18 protein-coding genes are annotated in these 19,474 nt (G+C 60.9%); 7 read left to right on the forward strand and 11 right to left on the reverse strand.

Features of this window, described 5'->3' with window-relative positions:
• Positions 1 to 62: 62 nt before the first annotated feature.
• Positions 63 to 524 carry an Hsp20 family protein gene (locus AC07V9_RS13005; protein WP_495016112.1) on the forward strand — a complete coding sequence of 154 codons (462 nt, stop codon included), beginning with the start codon at positions 63 to 65 and terminating at the stop codon, positions 522 to 524.
• On the opposite strand, the gene AC07V9_RS13010 is transcribed toward AC07V9_RS13005, so the two are convergent.
• Entirely contained in the window at positions 511 to 1,293 is a 783-nt protein-coding gene (locus tag AC07V9_RS13010) for an MlaA family lipoprotein (protein WP_495016113.1), read from the reverse strand. The genes AC07V9_RS13005 and AC07V9_RS13010 overlap by 14 nt on opposite strands.
• A 167-nt stretch (positions 1,294 to 1,460) precedes the next feature.
• Between AC07V9_RS13010 and AC07V9_RS13015 the strand changes: the two genes are divergently transcribed.
• The 4 genes from AC07V9_RS13015 to AC07V9_RS13030 all read left to right on the forward strand — a co-directional run bounded on the left by AC07V9_RS13015 (position 1,461) and on the right by AC07V9_RS13030 (position 4,648).
• Positions 1,461 to 2,171: a response regulator gene (locus AC07V9_RS13015; protein WP_495016114.1), complete on the forward strand. Its 711-nt coding sequence runs from the start codon at positions 1,461 to 1,463 to the stop codon at positions 2,169 to 2,171.
• Entirely contained in the window at positions 2,168 to 3,538 is a 1,371-nt protein-coding gene (locus tag AC07V9_RS13020; RefSeq protein ID WP_495016115.1) for an ATP-binding protein, read from the forward strand. The genes AC07V9_RS13015 and AC07V9_RS13020 overlap by 4 nt, the downstream gene beginning before the upstream one ends.
• A gap of 119 nt (positions 3,539 to 3,657) precedes the next feature.
• The gene (locus AC07V9_RS13025; protein ID WP_495016116.1) at positions 3,658 to 4,020 is read left to right on the forward strand and encodes a hypothetical protein; all 363 of its coding nucleotides are present in this window, start codon (positions 3,658 to 3,660) and stop codon (positions 4,018 to 4,020) included.
• A 112-nt stretch (positions 4,021 to 4,132) separates the two neighbouring features.
• On the forward strand, positions 4,133 to 4,648 hold the full coding sequence (locus tag AC07V9_RS13030) for a GNAT family N-acetyltransferase (protein WP_495016117.1): 516 nt from the start codon (positions 4,133 to 4,135) through the stop codon (positions 4,646 to 4,648).
• An 11-nt stretch (positions 4,649 to 4,659) separates the two neighbouring features.
• On the opposite strand, the gene AC07V9_RS13035 is transcribed toward AC07V9_RS13030, so the two are convergent.
• From AC07V9_RS13035 to AC07V9_RS13055, 5 genes are all read right to left on the reverse strand, one after another.
• Positions 4,660 to 4,824 carry a DUF2986 domain-containing protein gene (locus tag AC07V9_RS13035; RefSeq protein WP_495016118.1) on the reverse strand — a complete coding sequence of 55 codons (165 nt, stop codon included), beginning with the start codon at positions 4,822 to 4,824 and terminating at the stop codon, positions 4,660 to 4,662.
• Between the two features lie 96 nt (positions 4,825 to 4,920).
• Positions 4,921 to 7,134, reverse strand: a complete 2,214-nt coding sequence (locus AC07V9_RS13040) for an OsmC domain/YcaO domain-containing protein (protein ID WP_495016119.1) — start codon at positions 7,132 to 7,134, stop codon at positions 4,921 to 4,923.
• Positions 7,135 to 7,244: 110 nt separating this feature from the next.
• On the reverse strand, positions 7,245 to 8,183 hold the full coding sequence (locus AC07V9_RS13045; protein ID WP_495016120.1) for a Dyp-type peroxidase: 939 nt from the start codon (positions 8,181 to 8,183) through the stop codon (positions 7,245 to 7,247).
• A gap of 220 nt (positions 8,184 to 8,403) precedes the next feature.
• A complete protein-coding gene (gene yghU / locus AC07V9_RS13050) occupies positions 8,404 to 9,243 on the reverse strand; it encodes a glutathione-dependent disulfide-bond oxidoreductase (protein ID WP_495016121.1) in 840 nt (279 codons plus the stop codon).
• An 801-nt stretch (positions 9,244 to 10,044) separates the two neighbouring features.
• Positions 10,045 to 10,464: an ester cyclase gene (locus AC07V9_RS13055; RefSeq protein ID WP_495016122.1), complete on the reverse strand. Its 420-nt coding sequence runs from the start codon at positions 10,462 to 10,464 to the stop codon at positions 10,045 to 10,047.
• Positions 10,465 to 10,981: 517 nt separating this feature from the next.
• Here AC07V9_RS13055 and AC07V9_RS13060 point away from each other — a divergent pair.
• The gene (locus tag AC07V9_RS13060) at positions 10,982 to 13,402 is read left to right on the forward strand and encodes a glucose/quinate/shikimate family membrane-bound PQQ-dependent dehydrogenase (RefSeq protein WP_495016123.1); all 2,421 of its coding nucleotides are present in this window, start codon (positions 10,982 to 10,984) and stop codon (positions 13,400 to 13,402) included.
• A gap of 211 nt (positions 13,403 to 13,613) precedes the next feature.
• Here the strand turns inward: AC07V9_RS13060 and AC07V9_RS13065 are convergent, their stop codons facing one another.
• A complete protein-coding gene (locus AC07V9_RS13065) occupies positions 13,614 to 14,309 on the reverse strand; it encodes an ATPase (protein WP_495016124.1) in 696 nt (231 codons plus the stop codon).
• 165 nt (positions 14,310 to 14,474) lie between these two features.
• Positions 14,475 to 15,818 (reverse strand): aminotransferase-like domain-containing protein, encoded by a 1,344-nt coding sequence (locus AC07V9_RS13070; protein ID WP_495016125.1) that lies wholly within the window; start codon positions 15,816 to 15,818, stop codon positions 14,475 to 14,477.
• A 99-nt stretch (positions 15,819 to 15,917) separates the two neighbouring features.
• Here AC07V9_RS13070 and AC07V9_RS13075 point away from each other — a divergent pair, with 99 nt between their 5' ends.
• Positions 15,918 to 16,814: a DMT family transporter gene (locus AC07V9_RS13075; RefSeq protein WP_495016126.1), complete on the forward strand. Its 897-nt coding sequence runs from the start codon at positions 15,918 to 15,920 to the stop codon at positions 16,812 to 16,814.
• Positions 16,815 to 16,829: 15 nt separating this feature from the next.
• Here AC07V9_RS13075 and AC07V9_RS13080 read toward each other — a convergent pair whose 3' ends face one another.
• The 3 genes from AC07V9_RS13080 to AC07V9_RS13090 form a co-directional block, all read right to left on the reverse strand.
• A complete protein-coding gene (locus AC07V9_RS13080; RefSeq protein WP_495016127.1) occupies positions 16,830 to 17,396 on the reverse strand; it encodes a DMT family transporter in 567 nt (188 codons plus the stop codon).
• Positions 17,312 to 17,710: a hypothetical protein gene (locus tag AC07V9_RS13085; protein WP_495016128.1), complete on the reverse strand. Its 399-nt coding sequence runs from the start codon at positions 17,708 to 17,710 to the stop codon at positions 17,312 to 17,314. The genes AC07V9_RS13080 and AC07V9_RS13085 overlap by 85 nt, the downstream gene beginning before the upstream one ends.
• 84 nt (positions 17,711 to 17,794) lie before the next feature.
• Positions 17,795 to 19,132, reverse strand: a complete 1,338-nt coding sequence (locus tag AC07V9_RS13090; protein ID WP_495016129.1) for a PQQ-dependent sugar dehydrogenase — start codon at positions 19,130 to 19,132, stop codon at positions 17,795 to 17,797.
• Positions 19,133 to 19,474 lie beyond the last annotated feature (342 nt).

Here is a 19,474-nt window from a genome sequence, read left to right on the forward strand (position 1 = left end):
TAGTGTGCGAAGCCGATCTGCGACTCGCGTCTTGATCACCAGAATCGTCAGGAGATTTGGACATGGCCACTCCCAGCTCACTGGCTCCGTTGTTCCGCCAATCGGTGGGATTCGATCGCTTCAACGATTTCTTCGAGTCGGCGCTGCACAGCGAAACAGCCACGGGCTACCCCCCTCATAACGTCGAGCGCTACGGCGACGACCATTACCGCATCGTCATCGCCGCCGCAGGCTTGTCCGCCGACGACCTGGACCTGCTCGTCGAGAAAGACGTACTCACCGTCTGCGGCGGCGAACGGGCCACCGACGGCGGCGCCACCTACCTGCATCAGGGCATCGCCCATGGCGCGTTTCGCATGGTCTTTCACCTGGCCGACCACATCGAGGTGCAGGGAGCGACCTTTGAAAATGGCCTGTTGAGCATATTCCTGCTGCGCGTGACTCCCGACCAAACCCGCGCCCGGCACATCCGCATCCACACCCCGGGGGACGGGCCGGACCGGGGGCAGGTCAATCGGCATTAGGCAGCAAGCACTCCGACGCCTCGCCCTTGGCCGTTCCAAGCTTTCCCTGCTGAACGAAGTCAGCCCGCTTCGCCGCCGTGGCATCGCGCAGCGCCACGTAGTCATCCGGCTCCTGCCGCAATTTGTCAGTCACCGGCAACAGACGTGCCCGTCCATCGACGATGCCGCCGACCGTATTGATCGTACTCAGGGTCTGGACGGTGTCGCTGTTGTCGCCGAACGGGTCGACGGCAAAACTCAACACCTTGCCCGTAGCGTCCCGCAGGTTGGCGGTGCCGAGCAGCGGCAGTTCGACGATGGGCCCATCAGCGATGTTCCAGACGCCGAAGGTCTGGCCGAAATCGGCCTTGTGCCGCTCGATACCCAGCTTGCCCGACACGTCGATGAGGCCAACCACCCCAATCGTGGTGTTGATGACGAACCGCCCCAGGGTGTTGACCGAGCGCCGACCGTTGCCTTGCAGCAGATCGTTGATGAAGACCTTGGGCTCGCCGAAGTTGGCAACGAAGTTGTGTACACCGGTCTGCAAGAAGCCAGGCAGGTGCAGATAGCCCCGAGCGACTGGCGCCACGGCGTAATCGTCGACGGCGCGGTTGAAGGCGAAGATTCCCCGGTTGATCGACTGCGCCGGGTCATGAACCGGGTACTCGAGGCGTTCACAAGACGCAGGCTCGGGGAAAGATGACGTCGCACAGCCGCTGGCCAGCAAGGCCAGAACACCAGCGGCGGCAAATCGAACGCAAGGCAAAGCAGGTTTGAGGATGGGCATGCGGGCATCTCGACAAGGATTGCTGGCGATGCTGCCTGCGCTTTCTTGCCCGAAGATTGCCGTTTTTTTGCGAGCCGGTCGCTTTGTTGCCGGATTGAAATATATGACGCGGGGCGCTGAATGATTTTAGATAGGCACCTGTTTCCAGCCTGACAGCGTGTCCAACCGTGAGCCATCTCATTCTGGTCGACGATGACCTTGAAGTCCTCGCCCTTCTGCAGAAATTCCTTCAGCAACACGGCTACAGTGTCGAGGTGGCCACCGACGGCACGTCGCTGTGGCAGGCTGTGGAACGCCGCGTGCCTGACCTGATCATCCTCGACGTGATGCTGCCCGGCGACAGCGGCCTGGTGCTATGTCAGCGCTTGCGGGCCCAACACAGCGTCGCGGTGATCATGCTCACGGCGCTGGGCGAGCCGAGCGACCGGGTCGTCGGCCTGGAACTGGGCGCCGATGACTACCTGACCAAGCCTTTCGACGCGCGGGAACTGCTGGCCAGAGTGCGTGCCGTACTCAGGCGAACCGGCGAGGCGCGCAGCGTCGCCAATGAAGGAGCCAGGCCGATTCTGACGTTCGCCGACTGGCAACTGGACGTCACCCGTCGTGAGCTGCGCTCCCCGGACAACGTGATGATTCCGCTGTCAGCCGGGGAGTTCGAACTGCTGCTGGTCTTCGCCGAGCATCCGCGCCGGGTGCTCACCCGCCAGCAATTGCTGGACATGGCGCGAGGGGAACGCCACGACGCGTTCGATCGCAGCATCGACGTTCAGGTCAGCCGCCTGCGGCGCAAACTTGAATCCGACCCCACGGGCGCGCCGATGATTCGCACGATTCGCAATGTGGGGTATCTGTTCACCCCCAGCGTGGTAAACCGGTGAAGCGGCTCAACGCGTTGCGTCTGTGCCTGACCCGGCCCCGGGAAACGGTCGCGCGCTGGATTGCCCTGACCACCCTGGCCGCGATGCTCACCTCACTGGCCTTGAATGGCGTGTTCAGCCTGCTGGGCGGGGTCTGGGCCCGTCCGCCACTGATGGAAACCGGACTGATGGAAAAGGCCGCGGCGATCACCCGCATCCTCGACTCGATCCCCCCACAACAACGTCCCGATATCGCCCGCGCCGCCAGCGATCAAGGGTTCAACACTCAGTGGTTGCCGCGTCACGAAGACGCCCGAATGCCTGCGATCGACGATCCGGATTTTCGCTCCGGCGCCCCGCTGTTGCGCCAACTGCTGGGTAAGCCGCATGCGCGAATCGAAGCCTATGAACCCGCCGACTGGACGTCGAACACAGCGGATGGCCGATACGCCCTGCTCATCGAGCTAACGGATCAATCGTGGGTGATGTACGGGGTGCCCACACGTAGCTGGGGGCTGGGTGAGCTGCCGCGCAACCTGATCATCATTGCGCTGATGCTGTCCTCGACCCTGATCGTGGCGCTGATCGCAACGCGGCATCTGGCAGCGCCGCTGGAGCGCTTCGCCCAAGGTGCCCGACGCTTTGGCGTGGACTTCAAGGCGCCGCCGATTCCGGTGATCGGCCCTCAGGAAATCCGCCAGGCGATCCTTGCCTTCAACGCCATGCAGGCGCAGATCCAGCACTTTCTGCACGACCGCACGCAAATGCTCGCAGCCATCTCCCACGATTTGCGTGCGCCCCTGACGCGCATGCGCCTGCGTGGCGAATTCATCGAAGACACCGAGCAGCAATCCCGGCTCTTCAGGGACGTCGACGACATGCAGGCGATGGTCAATTCGGCGCTGGATTTCTTCCGCGACGACGCACGACTGGAACAGGCGACGGCGTTTGATCTGGCCGAGCTGCTGCACACCATCGTCGATGACTTCAAGGATGCAGGGATCGATGTCGCGCTGATCAGCCCGCAGCGCTTCGTCTACGTCGGCCGCCCTATCGGCATCAAGCGTGCATTGGTCAATCTGATCGAGAACGCCATCAAATACGCCGCAGAACCGGGCGTCAGTCTGCAGGGCCATGGCGCTGGCGTGGAAATCCGCGTCACCGACCGCGGCCCCGGCATCGCGCCGGAATATCAGGAACGCGTGTTTACGCCTTTCTTTCGCATCGAAGCCTCACGCAACAAGAACACCGGAGGTGTAGGCCTGGGGCTGCCCGCCGCACGGGCCATCGTGCTGGAACATGGTGGCAGCCTGAGCCTCAAAAACCGGAGAAAGGGCGGTCTGGAAGTCTGCGTGAGGCTGCCGATGCAGGCGTTGTTGCACGATTGATGGAACTCCCGCGAGCGGCTCTGGCCTCATAGGAGTACGCCTCTGCAACCGTGCCGAGACCGGGGGCAGGCCTGGACATGATGTCGGGCCATGGAATCAACACGCATACAGGTGACGCCGTGAATACATTCGTTCCGCTGGAAAAACTGGAAAAAATGCACAGGGATGAGCTCAAGGATTTCTACGAAATCTGGCTCACCACCTCCGAAAACTGGCCGCAGGACCCTGAACGATCAGAGCGTGAGTGCCTGTGGCGCGCAGACCGCGAACTGACCCAGGATGTCGAGATCGACGAAGCCTATTTTCAGAACCTGCCGCGATTATGGCTGGTGGTCGAGGACCTCAAGGACCTCGATGCCGTTGGCGGTATCGAAAACAAGCTGGGCGAGCATTTCAAGGCACTGGAAGTCAAAGGTGAATTCCGCCCTCTTGAAAAACCGGAAGTCTCCAGCGAAGACAAAAGTACCGACTTGAGAAGCTGAGCCTGCTCCTTTTGCCCGCTAGCGTCTGCAGGAGCACCGGATGGCCATGCAGACGCAATGCCTTTCTCGTGTTTTACTCGCTGCCTGAATTCTTCACACGAGCAGAGAAAGCATGGACGCGTTGCGCATTCGCCAGCTGAAACCCACCGATGTCGACGCCCTGTTGACCTTTGAAGCCCTGAATAGGGCCTGGTTTGAATCCCATATCGAGCCCCGCGCGCCCTCGTTCTATTCGACGCAAGGCGTGACTGAGCACGTTACGGGGTATCTGGTGGACCACGCTCAGGGGATCTGGCACAGCTTTGTAATCGAGGACGCCGAGGGCCACATCATTGGTCGCGCCAATCTGAAGAGCATCGATACGACTTCGGGCACGGCGCAGGTGGGTTATCGAATCGCCGAGAAGGCCTGCGGCCAAGGCCTTGCCACACGGGCGCTCAATTTTCTGATCGATTATGCCAGACAGCGTTTGGGGCTGGCGCAGCTGGTGGCCTACGCCTATACCGGCAATGTAGCCTCGCAGAAAGTGTTGACGCGCTGCGGATTCGTCGCGGACCTGGCAGTTCACGATGAAGCCGAGAGCGGCACCGCTCGCTTTGTACTTGCGATTGTCAGCGAAAACGCCTGAGTCACGCCTGATCAGGACTCAACAGAACCGGTCGACGCTTCGCCAGCCTCAGCCTCGAGCTTCGCGCGGTCGGCCTTGCTGATGTATTTGGGCTTGTTGCTCTTGGGCGCCAGTTTGGCGTTGGCTTTCTTGGCGTGAGCCTTGAGCAATTGGACGATTTTCTTGCGACGGTTCATGGTTTTTGCTCGGTAACAGATGCTTTGGTTCGACGCGGTTCCGGTGGGCGCCAGCCAGCCGGCGCCCACCGGGCAAACTTGACCGCAGCTGAGTTTTTACAGTTTTGAAGCGGCCTTGGCCCGCGCCGCATGCAGCTTTTTATAGCTGTCGATCAGACGCAGATGACGGTCCAGCCCTTCAAGTTTCAGGCTGGTCGGCGTCAAACCGTAGAAGCGCACGCTGCCGTCCACCGAACCAATTGCCGCGTCCATACGCTCGTTGCCGAACATGCGGCGCAAGTTCAGCTCGTAGTCGGCCAGGTTCAGATCCTCGTCCAGTTGCATCTCCAGCACCACGTTGACCGCCTGATAGAACAGGCCGCGCTCGACGGTGTTGTCGTTGTACTGCAGGAAGGCTTCCACCAGATCCTTGGCCTTTTCGAACTTCTGCAAGGCCAGGTAGATGAGCAGCTTGAGTTCCAGAATGGTCAGCTGCCCCCACGCGGTATTGTCGTCGAACTCGATGCCGATCAGCGTGGTGATGTCGGTGTAGTCGTCCAGCTCGCTGGCTTCCAGGTTCTGGGCCAGGGTGCGCAGGCCCACCTTGCTTAGGCTGTGCAGGTTGAGGATGTCGGCGCGAAATTGCAGCGCCTTGTTGGTGTTGTCCCAGATCAGGTCTTCGATCGGGTAGATCTCCGAATAACCCGGCACCAGAATACGGCAGGCGTTGGCGCCCAGGTCGTCGTAGACGGCCATGTACGCTTCCTTGCCCATGTCCTCGAGAATGCCGAACAGGGTCGCGGCTTCTTCGGCGTTGGCGTCTTCACCATTGCTTGTGAAGTCCCACTCGACGAACTCGTAATCGGCGGCAGCACTGAAGAAACGCCACGACACCACGCCGCTGGAATCGATAAAGTGCTCGACGAAGTTGTTCGGCTCGATCACCGCCTGACCTTCGAAAGTCGGCTGCGGCAGATCGTTCAGGCCCTCGAAGCTGCGACCTTGCAGCAGTTCGGTCAGGCTGCGCTCAAGGGCGACTTCGAAGCTTGGGTGGGCGCCGAACGAGGCAAACACGCCGCCGGTACGCGGGTTCATCAGGGTCACGCACATGACCGGAAATTCCCCGCCCAGCGATGCGTCCTTGACCAGCACCGGAAAGCCCTGGGCTTCCAGGCCCTGAATCCCGGCGAGAATGCCGGGGTACTTGGCGATGACGTCTTGCGGCACGTCTGGCAGGGCGAGTTCTCCTTCGAGGATTTCCCGCTTCACGGCGCGCTCGAAAATTTCTGACAGGCACTGCACTTGGGCTTCGGCGAGGGTGTTGCCGGCGCTCATGCCGTTGCTCAGGTACAGGTTCTCGATCAGGTTGGACGGGAAGTACACCGTCTGGCCATCGGACTGACGCACGAACGGCAGCGAGACGATGCCACGTTGGGTGTTGCCAGAGTTGGTGTCGAAAAGATGCGAGCCGCGCAGCTCGCCATCGCGGTTGTAAATCTTCAGGCAGTAGTCGTCGAGAATTTCGCTGGGCAGCTCGTCTTTCGGGCCGGGTTTGAACCAGCGCTCGCTCGGGTAATGCACGAACTCGGCGTTGGCGATGTCTTCGCCCCAGAACTGGTCGTTGTAGAAAAAGTTGCAGTTCAGGCGCTCGATGAACTCGCCCAGCGCCGACGCCAGCGCGCTTTCCTTGGTCGAACCCTTGCCGTTGGTGAAGCACATCGGCGAGTGGGCGTCGCGAATATGCAGCGACCAGACGTTGGGCACGATGTTGCGCCAGGAGGCGATTTCGATCTTCATGCCTAAGTTCGAGAGAATCCCGGACATGTTGGCGATCGTCTGCTCCAGCGGCAGGTCCTTGCCCAGAATGTAGGTGTTGGCGCCGTGGACGCCCTCTTCATTAAGAGCAGGCATCAACAGGGCCTGGGCGTCGGCGTCGAGGTTTTCCACCTCTTCGATGACGAACTCGGGGCCGGCCTGCACGACCTTCTTCACGGTGCAGCGGTCAATGGAGCGCAGGATGCCCAGACGGTCTTTTTCGGAGATGTCGGCGGGCAGCTCGACCTGGATCTTGAAGATCTGGTTGTAGCGGTTTTCCGGGTCGACGATGTTGTTCTGCGACAGGCGAATGTTGTCGGTGGGGATGTTGCGGGTCTGGCAGTACAGCTTGACGAAATAGGCCGCGCACAAGGCCGACGACGCCAGGAAGTAGTCGAACGGCCCCGGTGCCGAGCCATCGCCTTTGTAGCGGATGGGCTGGTCGGCAATCACCGTGAAGTCGTCGAACTTGGCTTCAAGTCGCAGGTTGTCGAGAAAGTTGACCTTGATTTCCATGAGGGTACCGGCAGCGTGAAAAACGAATGGCGGCCATTATCCGGTTTTTCAGCGGAAAGTCTCGCAAGGCCGACGGAGTTACCCCGACGGCCGATACCCTCAAGGAGGAGTCAGTCTCCCAGCGCTGCCATGAAATCCGTGGACGGCACGAAGAACAGCGCGCCGCTGACCGCCTTGCTGAAATCCAGCAGCCGGTCGTAATTGCCGGCAGGTCGCCCGACGAACATGTTTTCCAGCATCTGTTCCAGCGGCTCAGGCGAACGTGCGTAGCCAATGAAATAGGTGCCGAACTCCCCTGCCCCAGGTCGCCCGAATGGCATGTTATGGCGCAGGATCTTGACCTCTTTGCCGTCCTTTTCGATCACCGTCAGGGCGCTGTGGGAGTTGCTCGGTTTTACCGAGTCGTCGAGTTCGATGTCCGACAGTTTCTTGCGGCCGATGATCAGCTCCTGCTGTTCGACGGTCAGTTGATTCCAGGCGCTCATGTCGTGCAGGTATTTCTGCACGATGACGTAGCTGCCCCCCGCGAAACCGGGATCTTCGTCACCGACGATGGTCGCCTCTGCTGCGCGCTTGCCTTCGGGGTTTTCGGTGCCATCGACAAAGCCGATGATGCTGCGCATGTCGAAGTTACGGAAGCCGTGGACTTCCTCGACCACAGAGATTGCAGCGCCCAAAGGTTCCAGCAGCTGAGTGGCCAGCTCGAAGCACAGGTCCATGCGCTCGGCACGGATATGCAGCAGGATGTCGCCGGGGGTCGCCACGGCGCGGCGCTCCGGCGGGCCAAACTCGCGGAACGTATGCAGCGACGCCGGACGCGTGCTGCCGAACAGCGAATCCCAGGCGTTGAAACTGAACCCGCAGATGCACGACAGGTTGCCATCGGGAATCCGCTTGCCCACGGCTCGCACCATCCCGGCAATGTCCCCACACCAGGCCCGCACGGCCTCGACGGCATCACTGCCGGGTGCGATGGTCGCGACCATGAAGATCGCGCTGCGGGTAATGGGCGTGTCGATGCCCTGGGGGAACGGGGTGTCTTTGATCATGGATCAGGCAATCTCTTTTTCTATGTTTTTGATTCTGCCCGAAGGGCGTAGGAGCCTTGCTTGCAGGCGATCTGGCGCGTAGCGGCAGCGAAATCAGGCGACCTGATTGTGTCAGGCACAACGTGGTTACCGGATTTACTGCCGCTTCGCGGCAGATCGTCAGCAAGCTGGACTCCTACGCCCTCCTGGCAGAAGCGGGGGTTGCCCCCCAAAAATCGTGTCAGCTGATATCCGCCGCCGAATGCCGCTCTGGCACCTGCTTGTCTTCATCGCCCCAGGTGCGGTTGACCCGCAGCCCGCGTACGACCGCAGGACGGTTGGCGATGGTTTCCGCCCAGCGCTGGACGTGGGTATAGCGTTGGGCGTCGAGGAATTCGGCGGAGTTGTAGACGGTGCCGCGCACCAGTTGGCCATACCAGGACCACACTGCGATGTCGGCGATGGTGTATTGCTCACCGGCCAGATAAGGGCTTTCGGCCAGGCGACGATCGAGCACGTCGAGTTGACGCTTGGCTTCCATGGTGAAGCGGTTGATCGCGTATTCGATTTTCTCTGGCGCATACACGTAGAAGTGACCGAAACCGCCGCCCAGATACGGCGCCGCGCCCATTTGCCAGAACAGCCAATTGAGGGTCTCCGTGCGGCCTGCCGGGTCCGTGGGCAGCAAGGCGCCGAATTTCTCGGCGAGGTACAGCAGGATCGAACCGGATTCGAACACGCGCACCGCAGGCTCGACGCTGCGATCGAGCAGGGCCGGAATCTTGGAATTGGGGTTGATGTCGACGAAGCCGCTGGAGAACTGGTCGCCCTCGCCGATACGGATCAGCCAGGCGTCGTATTCCGCGTCAGTCCTGCCCAGGGCCAGCAGCTCTTCGAGCATGATGGTGACTTTCACGCCGTTGGGGGTCGCCAGCGAATAGAGTTGCAGCGGCTGCTTGCCCACCGGCAGGACTTTTTCGTGGGTCGGCCCTGCAACCGGGCGGTTGATACTGGCAAATTGGCCACCCGACGCGGCGTCGTTTTTCCAGACCTTGGGCGGAACGTATGCTTCTTTCGTCATGAAATTAAAACCTCTAAGGGGGGTCGCTGAGGGTGAACCCTGGGACGCCGCAGCGTGCTGCTGTCGATCATGGGAACCTGCGTGATATCAGAACGATTCAGGGTATGCGGTTACCTTGGGGCGGCTCAAGCACATTTCAATCGCAGGCGGCGTTGCCGTTAAGCCTGTTTCTGCGGTGGTCCTTTCGTCCTGTTATAACGCTTCATCCCCCGCAGGGCGCGGGACAAGGAAATGCGTCAGTCCGCCAAGCGCGATGAATCCTGAGCAAACAGCGCCGCCAGTTGATCGGCCGGCACGGCGCGACTGAAATGAAAGCCCTGCACTTCGTCGCACGGGTAGCGTTACAGGCACTCCAGTTGTTCCCGGGTTTCGACCATGGAGCCGACGTTACGCTGTTCGACCACCCAGACTTTGTCCACGGTCATGTGCAGATGTTTGTAGGCCTCGCCCACTTGGCGTAGTTGATGATGTTACGACCCACCGCGTTGCGCATTGCTCAGGGTGCGCGAGATAAAAATGCGCGAGCGTTGCTGCACGTCGCGGTCCTGATTCAGGGCGTTCTGAACCAGCAGGCAGCCGCTCAGACCGATCAGTAGCAGTAGCGCGCAGATCGCCGGAAAAGAGACGCAGGATCAACTGGCGGCTGCGACGGGTAACGACTCAGTCGACGAGTGTGGGTTTGAACATGCAGACACCTGAATGCAGCGGTAACTACAACGGCTCGCAGCCTGGTCACAAGCCTGCGGCGTGAGTCCACCGACAGTTGCCAATGGCTGTCGTAACCGGCTGTTTATTCAGGCGCTAGCGGTCATTGTGCGCAGAATCGGTCAGCTGAGCCTCTAGCGCGGCCTTATCGATCACAGAGTGCACGTTACACACGCGACCGTCGCGCCATTGGTAGATCACGTTTTCGCTGAAATGGACGCGCTGGCCATTGACCGGTAGCCCGAACAACTCGCCCACCGGCGTGCAGTCGAACACCAGCCGCGCGGCGACATGGGGCGGGTCGGCGATCAGCAGTTCGATGACAAAGCGCAGATCGGGAATCGCCCGAAAGTCGTTCTCCAGCATGTGCCGATACCCCGCCAGCCCGATACGCTGGCCATTGTAGAAGACATCCTGATCGACGAACTGGCCGAGGGCCGCCCAGTCCTGCCGATTCAAACAATCGATGTAGCCGTGATAGCGCGCGCGGATGTCCTGCCTGGCTTGCTCATTCATGAAAAACACCCCTACTGCCGCTGCGTTTGCAGCCTTCGCGCATTAGGGCGCAAGTGCCCGGTGATAGTTCAAACCGGCTGCCCCGCCCGCTCCTGCGCATAAGCATCGAGCGCGTTGCCGATGCAGGCGGGCGCATGCCGTCGTCAGCGAATGTCGGGAAAATCATGCTGACAATGGAAGATGGCGATCTGTAACGCAGCCCTGAATACGCCCCTGTAGCGCTCCGGCTTGCCAGCGGCAGCGATTTCCAATACGCCACCGCCAGCGAACTGTACTGCTACAGGGCGGGCGGGTATCCGCTCATTATTACCAATTCCACAACGGTGTTTATCCGTCCCACAGAGGACAATTTGCCGCAGACGGAAATTTTTTTTGGTATCTTTAACAAATTAACTAACTGGTTAATTATTCACTCAATAGCCCGCATCCCTCGGATTTCGGGGCCATCGTTTAAAAAACCGTCTCCCCAACCTGTCGAGCGTCTGTGCAACGCTCGGCGTCAGCAGGATCACGCAACATGACAACGTCTCGACCTACGGTATCCGTCAGTCGCTGGCCCATCTGGGTCGTCGCCCTCGGCGTGCTGGTGTTTGGCTTACTATTCGCGGCAGGTGGCGGCTACCTCGTCACCCTGGGCGGCAGCTGGTACTTCCTGCTCGCAGGCCTGGGCCTGATCGTCTCGTCCTTCCTGATGTTCAAACAACGCCTGGCCGGTGCCTGGCTGTTCGCGATCACCATGGTGCTGACCCTGATCTGGGCCATCGTCGACGCAGGCCTGGTGTTCTGGCCGCTGGTGTCGCGCCTGTTCGCCCTGGGCGTGTTGAGCCTGCTGGTGGCGCTGATCTACCCGATGCTGCGCAAGGCCAATGGCCTGGCTGCCGGTCGTGGCGGCTACGCGATGAGCGCGGTGCTCGCTATCGCAATAACCGCCGGTTTCTGGGGCATGTTCCAGCCTCACGCTTCGGTTTCGCCTACCGGCAACGGCCCGGAGCTGACCAAGGTCGACCCGGCCAAGGCGCAGAAAGACTGGGCGCACTACGGTAACGACGAAGGTGGCAGCCGCTTTGCCGCGCTGGACCAGATCAACCGCAGCAACGTCTCCAGGCTGGTGCCGGTCTGGACCTATCACACCGGTGACGTGGCCATCAGCGACGGCAACGGCGCGGAAGATCAGATGACCCCGCTGCAGATCGGCGACAAGGTCTTTATCTGCACCCCGCACAACAACATCATCGCGCTCGACGCCGACAGCGGCAAAGAGCTGTGGAAGCACGAAACCAACGCCAAATCCGCCGTGTGGCAGCGTTGCCGTGGCCTGGCCTACTTCGACGCCGCCGCCGTCGCCCAGCCTACCGATGGCAACACCCCTGCCGCGCCGGTTGCCGTCCCTGCGGGCGCCAACTGCCAGCGTCGTTTGCTGACCAACACCATCGACGCGCGCCTGATCGCGGTCGACGCCGACACCGGCGAGCTGTGCAAAGGCTTTGGTGACAACGGCCAGATCGACCTGAAAGCCGGCCTGGGTAACGTGCCGGACTCGTACTACCAACTGTCGTCGGCGCCGCTGATGGCAGGTACCACCGTGGTCGTTGGTGGCCGTGTGGCGGACAACGTGCAGACCGACATGCCTGGCGGCGTGATTCGTGGTTTCGACGTGGTCACCGGTGAAATGCGCTGGGCCTTTGACCCGGGCAATCCGCAAGACAAGAAAGCCCCGGAAGGCGGCGGCACCTACGTGCGCAGCACGCCGAACAGCTGGGCACCGATGTCTTACGATCCGGCAATGAATACCGTGTTCCTACCGATGGGCAGCTCGTCCACCGACATCTACGGCGTTGAACGCACCCAGCTCGACCACACCTACGGCGCATCCGTGCTGGCGCTGAACGCCACTACCGGCGAGCAGAAGTGGGTCTACCAGACCGTGCATAACGATCTGTGGGACTTCGACTTGCCCATGCAGCCGAGCCTGATCGACTTCACCAAAAAGGACGGCAGCAAGGTTCCGGCGGTCGTGATCGGCACCAAGGCCGGTCAAATCTACGTGCTGGATCGTCACACCGGTCAGCCGCTGACCGAGGTGAAGGAAGTCCCGGTCAAGCCGTCGAACATCCCGAACGAACCGTACTCGCCGACCCAACCGAAATCGGTGGGCATGCCGGAAATCGGCGCGCAGACCCTGACCGAATCGGACATGTGGGGTGCCACGCCGTTCGACCAGCTGCTGTGCCGTATCTCGTTCAAGAAAATGCGCTACGACGGCCTGTACACCGCGCCGGGCACTGACGTTTCGTTGAGCTTCCCGGGTTCGCTCGGGGGCATGAACTGGGGCAGCCTGTCGACCGATCCGGTCCACGGTTTCATCTTCGTCAACGACATGCGTCTGGGCCTGTGGAGCCAGATGGTGCCGCAGCAGAAAGATGCCAAGGCCTCCAGCGGCGGCGAAGCGCTGAATACCGGCATGGGCGCCGTGCCGCTCAAAGGCACCCCGTATGCGGTGAACAAGAACCGCTTCCTGTCGGTCGCCGGCATCCCTTGCCAGGCGCCACCGTTCGGCACCCTGACCGCCATTGACATGAAGACCCAGAAGATCGCCTGGCAAGTGCCGGTCGGCACCGTGCAGGACACCGGCCCCATGGGCATCAAGATGCACATGCCATTGCCGATCGGCATGCCGACGCTGGGGGGCACCCTCTCCACCCAGGGCGGCCTGATCTTCATCGCTGGCACCCAGGACTATTACCTGCGCGCCTTTAATAGCGCCAACGGCGAAGAAGCCTGGAAAGCCCGCTTGCCCGTGGGCAGCCAAGGCGGCCCGATGACCTTCGTCTCGCCGAAGACCGGCAAGCAATACATCGTCATCACCGCCGGCGGCGCCCGTCAGTCGGCGGACCGTGGCGACTATGTGATCGCTTACGCGCTGCCCGACAACCAGTAACTGAGCATAAACAAAAACCCGCTGTCACCTCTTGGGTGGCAGCGGGTTTTTGTTGGGTGTTTGGAAAACTCGATCAGCCTCTAGCGGTACATACCTCTGTGGGCGTGAGCTTGCTCACGAAGAGGCCGGCAGGTTCACCCTATCGTTTGAAAATTTGATGCCGCCTTCATGAGCAAGCTCACTCCCACAGACGCCACGCATCCATTAAGTCCTAGTTACCCGCCACCTGCGCCACTTCACCCGAAGTCACCAGCGCCTTGAGCGACATATCGAATTGCTTCAGCGCATGGATTTGCAGCTCACGTTGCCGATCGATCTGTGCCGCGATTTCAGGGGCGGCCTTGTCATGCACCCAGACCGCGGTCAGTTCCTGCGCACCGACGCCTTCGGCCTTGCCGACGTATTGCAGGTTCGAGTCGTAGAACTTGGCCACAAAGCGCGCTTGGACCGTGCTGTTACGCTGGGTCACCAACTGGCTGTAAGTGTCGAGCATCACCACCACATCAGGACGCGCTTTCATCAAGGCATCGAGGTTGTCGTAAACGGTGACCGAAGCAAACTCTTTGGCAATCGAACCTTTGAGCCAGTCAATCGCCAGTTTTGGATCGGAGCTGTTCACAAAGGCTTCACGAATTCGCGAATCCAGCGTGCCGTTCTTTACGCCTTTGAGCGCTACAGCGTGATATTGCTCAAGGTAGTGCAGGGTGTTGACGGTATTTTCGCTGTAGAGCACACCCACTGACTGCGACTTTCTCAGGCTGATGCTGCTGTCGGCAACCGGCATGAAATGGCAGGACTGCTCGTCGGTAACAGTGGCTGCGGCCGAGGTTGCAGCGTAAGCGGGAACGGAGGCGGCAACACCGCCAGTCAGGACGGCGACAAGCGTCAGCAGAGTTGAAATTCTCATCGCGGGTGTCCTTCTAAAGCCAGTTCGGTATGGCTCTATCCTGCTCCTTTACTGGAAAAAAAGAACTCTCGATGGATGATGTTAACTATCGATTTCACGAATGGTACGTGGCCGGAAAGAGTCCTTTACGGTTTCTCGAATAAAACAACTTCCCGCTATGTTTATTCAGACTAACTCACCTGCATAGTGACCCACGACCTGGCGAACTTTATGCAGCGCGTCGCTTAACGCGGACATGTCCACCGAGCCTAGCGCCAGGCGAATGGCATGGGGCACCGGGCTTGAGAGAGCGAAAGGCTCGGCCGTCGACACGGCGATGTTCATCGTCAGCAATTCCATCGCCACCTGATCGGCACGAGCATCCTCCGGCAGCTGAACCCAAAGGAAATAAGAGGCTGGATGACCGACGATACGCAAGCCTGCCAGCACCTTGCGCGCCAAAGCCTGACGCTGGCTGGAGTCCTGGCGTTTTTCAGCTTCAAGCCGCGCCACAGTGCCATCCTCGATCCAACCGCAGACCAGCGCCGTCATGACCCCCGGCGTGTTCCAGGTCGTCGCTCTGATGGTGCGTTCGATGGCCGCTACCCAGGGCAGCGGCGCGACGACAAAACCCACGCGCAGCCCGGTGGCGACGTTCTTGGAGAACCCCGACACATACACCGTCAACTCCGGCGCAAGACTGCGCAGCGGCGTCGGTGGCTCATCGGCCAGAAACGCGTAGGCCGCGTCCTCGATCAGCATCAGCCCATGCTGCCGGGCAATCGCCACCAACCGCTCACGCCAGGCAAGATCCATGACCCAGCCCATGGGGTTGTGCAGCGTCGGCATGGTATAGACCGCCTTGATCCGGCGCGCGCGGCAAAGCTTCTCCAGCGCATCGAGATCGGGGCCGTCGTCCTTCAGCGCGATGGGCACCATTTCCAGCCGATGGGCCTCGGCGATGACCTTGAAGCCCGAATAGGTCAGTGCATCGACGGCGACCACGTCACCCGGTTTGAGCAACCCCATGACGGTTGCTGCCAGACCGTGCTGGGCGCCGCTGACGATCAGCAGCTCTTGGGCATCAACCCCCAGCCCCCGACGCTCCAGATGCCGGGCGATGCAAGCCCGTTCATGACTGCGTCCGGCATGGGGCTGATAGCGCAGCAAGCCCTCCAGATCCCCGGAAAGTGCCAGTTGCCTCAGACCAACGCGCAGCATTTCCGCCTGTCCGGGCAAGCTTGGGTAGTTGAAATTCAGGTCTAGCACACCGGCGACAGCGGCCTGCTGATCGACACCGTGACTGAGGGGCAGCGCGATTTCCCGCACAAAGGTGCCGCGCCCGGTTTCGCCACTGATCAGGCCCATGGATTCAAGCTCGGCATAGACCCTCGATGCGGTTACCAGCGCCAGGCCCTGTTCTTGCGCGAGCTGTCGGTGAGTGGGCAGCCGCGTGCCAGGCGGTAAAGCACCCGAGGCAATGTCGCGGGCGAAGGTATCGACCAGAGTTTTATAGCGAGCGCGGGGCATGACAAAGGCTCTCAATGTATCCATGACAATTTTTTGATTGTACCAATTTTGCGCCCTAGGATTGCGGCGAAGCAACGGCCCACAATGGATATCGCCCCCATGGAACATGCATCGCCCCTGCCCCAACGCAGCACGCAAAAGGCGTCGAATGGCTGGATCAACGGCCTGATCGGCGTGATCATTTTCAGTGGTTCTCTGCCAGCGACGCGCATCGCCGTTCAGGATTTCGCGCCGGTGTTCCTTACCGTTGCCCGAGCTTCCATCGCCGGAGCGGTGGCGCTGTGCATACTGTGGCTGCTCAAGGAACAGCGCCCAACTCGGAACCATCTGCTGCCGTTGTGCATCGTTGCGCTCGGCGTGGTGGTGGGCTTTCCGCTGCTCACGGCGCTGGCCCTGCAATACGTGACTTCAGCGCACTCAATCGTCTTCGTCGGCTTGCTGCCGCTGGCCACGGCGGCTTTTGCCGTGCTGCGCGGGGGCGAGCGACCGCGCCCGGTGTTCTGGCTGTTTTCGATTCTGGGCAGCTCGCTGGTGGTGGGGTTTGCCGTGTCTCAGGGGCTTACCGCGTCGCCCACCGGTGATCTGCTGATGCTGCTGGCAATGCTGGTCTGCGGGTTGGGGTATGCCGAGGGCGCAAAGCTGTCGCGCACCCTCGGCGGCTGGCAGGTGATCTGCTGGGCGCTGGTGCTGTCGTTGCCGGTCATGTTTGCGCTGACCTGGTACAGCGCACCATCCTCCTTCGCCAACGTCAGCCTGCCGGCGTGGCTCAGCCTGGGCTACGTCTCGCTCTTCAGCATGCTGATCGGCTTCGTGTTCTGGTATCGCGGGCTGGTTCAGGGCGGGATCGCGGCAGTGGGTCAACTGCAATTGCTGCAGCCGTTTTTCGGCCTGGCACTGGCCGCAACCCTGCTGCATGAGCACGTCAGCGTCGGTATGGTCGGCGTGACGCTGGCCGTGATCCTGTGTGTGGCCGGCGCTCGGCGATTTGCGCGCTGAGCGCGGCTCGCACGTTCAGTCCGCCACCGCTACGGATGGGCGCTTGAGATAAACCAACAGCCCGCTCATGCAGATCAACGCCATGCCCAAGGCCGAGGACAGCACCGGGTAGCTGTCGAAAAACAGCACCCCGTACACGGCCGCGAAGAGGATTTGCAGGTAGCCCAGCGGCGCAAGCACCGACGACGAGGCATAGCGGTAGGACTTGGAAATCAGCAAATGCGCAGTCATGCCGAGGCCGCCGAGTATCAGCAGCAACACCCACTGCGAAGGGCTCGGCGCCGCCCAGTAGAACGGCACCACCAGGCTCAGCAGCGCGGTACTGAACACGCCCACATAAAAGCTGCACACCGATGGGCTGTCGGACTCTCCCGCCAGTTGCGTCAGCAGCTGATAGACCGCGAAGCAGAAGGCCGAGGCCAGCGGGAACAGCATCCACAGGGAAAAGCCCTCGCTGCCCGGATTGATCACCACCAGCACGCCGACAAAACCGACGATCACCGACAGCCACTGCAAACGGTCCGCGCGGATGCCGAACAACAGCGGCGAAAGAATCGTGACGAACGCCGGAGCCAGAAACACCAGTGCGGTTGATTCAGCAGCGGTACTTGGGTCAGCCCGAACAGAAAGGTCAGGCTGTCACCCAGCAGAAAAACGGCCCTGAGCGCATGCAGCCAGGGCCGTTGCGTATGAAAGGCATTCTTGCGTTTTTCCCGGACGATCACGCTGGTGACGATCAGGGTATGAATCAGATAGCGTGCCCAAGCCACGAACATAACCGGCAGCGCAAGAATCAGGGTTTTCGAAATCGCATCGTGGCTGGCAAATACAAACGCCACGCCGACCATCAGCCACATGCCAATCACGTGGCTGTGGGAACGGTTAGAAGAGTTCATCGGATCGTCCGCTGACTGGATGAGGAACAGAGCAAGGTGCGCAGTACACCACAGCCTGCTCCCCTGTCCAACATGCCGATTGGGCTAGCGTGCCCGGCTAACGCGCCACACCTTGTTACCCACGTCATCGGCCACCAGCAACGCGCCCTGCTGATCGAGAATCACGCCCACTGGCCGACCTTGCGCCTCACCGTCCGCGTTAAGGAAGCCTGTCAGGAAGTCGATCGGCATGCCCGAAGGCTTGCCATCATTGAATCCGATGAACACCACCTTGTAGCCCGCCTGCGGATTGCGGTTCCACGAACCGTGCTCCCCGACGAAAACGCCATTGGCGAAGTTTTCCGGCATGCCGCGGGCGTCGGAAAAGGTCAGGCCCAGCGGTGCGACGTGTGTGCCCAGCGCGTAATCCGGAGCGATGGCCTTGGCCACCATGTCCGGACGCGGCGGCTGCACGCGAACGTCGACGTGATTGCCGTAGTAGCTCCACGGCCAGCCATAGAATGCGCCGTCTTTCACCGAGGTCAGGTAGTCCGGCACCAGATCGCTGCCGATCTCGTCACGCTCGTTGACCACGGTCCAGAGCTCGGTGCTGCCCGGTTTCCATACCAGGCCGTTAGGATTGCGCAGACCGCTGGCGAACAGGCGTTTCTGCCCGGTTTTTGCGTCCACTTCCCAGATCGCCGCACGCCCCTCTTCGGCCTCCAGACCGTTCTCGCCCGCGTTGCTGTTGGAGCCGACAGTCACGTAGAGCTTGCTGCCGTCACTGCTGGCGACGATGTTCTTGGTCCAGTGGTGGTTGATGCCGGCGGGCAAGTCGGTGACCTTGACCGGCTTGGCGGTGATTTCGGTCTGACCCTCGGTGTACGGCACTTTTACCACGGCATCGGCGTTAGCAATGAACAGATCATTACCCACAAGCGCCATGCCGAACGGCGAAGTCAGGCCGCTGATGAAGACCTTGTGCACTTCGGCCTTGCCATCGCCATCGGCATCACGCAACAGCGTAATGCGGTTGGCGCTGGGGGCCTTGGCGCCCGCGCGGTCCATGACAATCCCGGACGCCGTACGCTTGGCCCAGGCCATCAGCCCGGTGCCGCCGTCAGTTGCACCTTCCGGCTTGGGCGGGGTGTTGCTTTCGGCCACCAGCACGTCACCGTTTGGCAGTTTGTACAGCCAGCGCGGGTGATCGAGGTTGTCCGCCAGAGCCTGCACCTTGAAGCCGTCCGGGGCTTTGGGCATATCGCTGCCACTCCAGCCCACGGCCTTGGAGACTTTCAAGGTCGGGATCAGCGATGTGGTGGGCTCAGGTAACTGCGGCTTGGGGCCTACCCCTGCCTGAAATGGCAGCTTGGAGTTTTCCCCGCAGGCACTGAGCAGTGCGGCGGCGGTCATCAGCAGTGCAACGCGTTGCAACACAATCATTGTTATAGCCTCGTGTCGGCCATTCGTGGGCCCGTTCTGAATTGACAAAATCGTTGAAAGTATCGCCATGTCGCACGACCTCAAACAGCGCGGGGGGCACAAATCACATTTGTTCTCCAGGCACGAATTAACCGACCCCGGCGGCTGTACAAGGGTTCCGCACGCCGAAATCTTCTGAAACTTCCGCCCCTTGAATGACAGACCTTTCGTGCGGATGCCTAAGACGCAATACCACGGTTTTGTAGTCCCTTTCTGAAAGATCTGAAGTCCACGCCTTTTGTGTTTCAGCGCCCAGACAGCCCTGTTTTCAGCCCTTAGATTCCACGGCTTTCTCAGCGCGGA

The organism is Pseudomonas sp. GW821-FHT02A11, assembly GCF_059421985.1.

Excerpts from the sequence above, each read along its gene's own strand:
- yghU (WP_495016121.1), bottom strand. The coding sequence starts at position 9,243 with ATGACGAAAGAAGCATACGTTCCGCCCAAGGTCTGGAAAAACGACGCC.
- AC07V9_RS13085 (WP_495016128.1), bottom strand. The coding sequence starts at position 17,710 with ATGAACTCTTCTAACCGTTCCCACAGCCACGTGATTGGCATGTGGCTG.
- AC07V9_RS13010 (WP_495016113.1), bottom strand. The coding sequence starts at position 1,293 with ATGCCCATCCTCAAACCTGCTTTGCCTTGCGTTCGATTTGCCGCCGCT.
- AC07V9_RS13060 (WP_495016123.1), top strand. The coding sequence starts at position 10,982 with ATGACAACGTCTCGACCTACGGTATCCGTCAGTCGCTGGCCCATCTGG.
- AC07V9_RS13065 (WP_495016124.1), bottom strand. The coding sequence starts at position 14,309 with ATGAGAATTTCAACTCTGCTGACGCTTGTCGCCGTCCTGACTGGCGGT.
- AC07V9_RS13035 (WP_495016118.1), bottom strand. The coding sequence starts at position 4,824 with ATGAACCGTCGCAAGAAAATCGTCCAATTGCTCAAGGCTCACGCCAAG.
- AC07V9_RS13005 (WP_495016112.1), top strand. The coding sequence starts at position 63 with ATGGCCACTCCCAGCTCACTGGCTCCGTTGTTCCGCCAATCGGTGGGA.
- AC07V9_RS13090 (WP_495016129.1), bottom strand. The coding sequence starts at position 19,132 with ATGATTGTGTTGCAACGCGTTGCACTGCTGATGACCGCCGCCGCACTG.
- AC07V9_RS13045 (WP_495016120.1), bottom strand. The coding sequence starts at position 8,183 with ATGATCAAAGACACCCCGTTCCCCCAGGGCATCGACACGCCCATTACC.
- AC07V9_RS13040 (WP_495016119.1), bottom strand. The coding sequence starts at position 7,134 with ATGGAAATCAAGGTCAACTTTCTCGACAACCTGCGACTTGAAGCCAAG.
- AC07V9_RS13055 (WP_495016122.1), bottom strand. The coding sequence starts at position 10,464 with ATGAATGAGCAAGCCAGGCAGGACATCCGCGCGCGCTATCACGGCTAC.
- AC07V9_RS13030 (WP_495016117.1), top strand. The coding sequence starts at position 4,133 with ATGGACGCGTTGCGCATTCGCCAGCTGAAACCCACCGATGTCGACGCC.
- AC07V9_RS13070 (WP_495016125.1), bottom strand. The coding sequence starts at position 15,818 with ATGCCCCGCGCTCGCTATAAAACTCTGGTCGATACCTTCGCCCGCGAC.
- AC07V9_RS13075 (WP_495016126.1), top strand. The coding sequence starts at position 15,918 with ATGGAACATGCATCGCCCCTGCCCCAACGCAGCACGCAAAAGGCGTCG.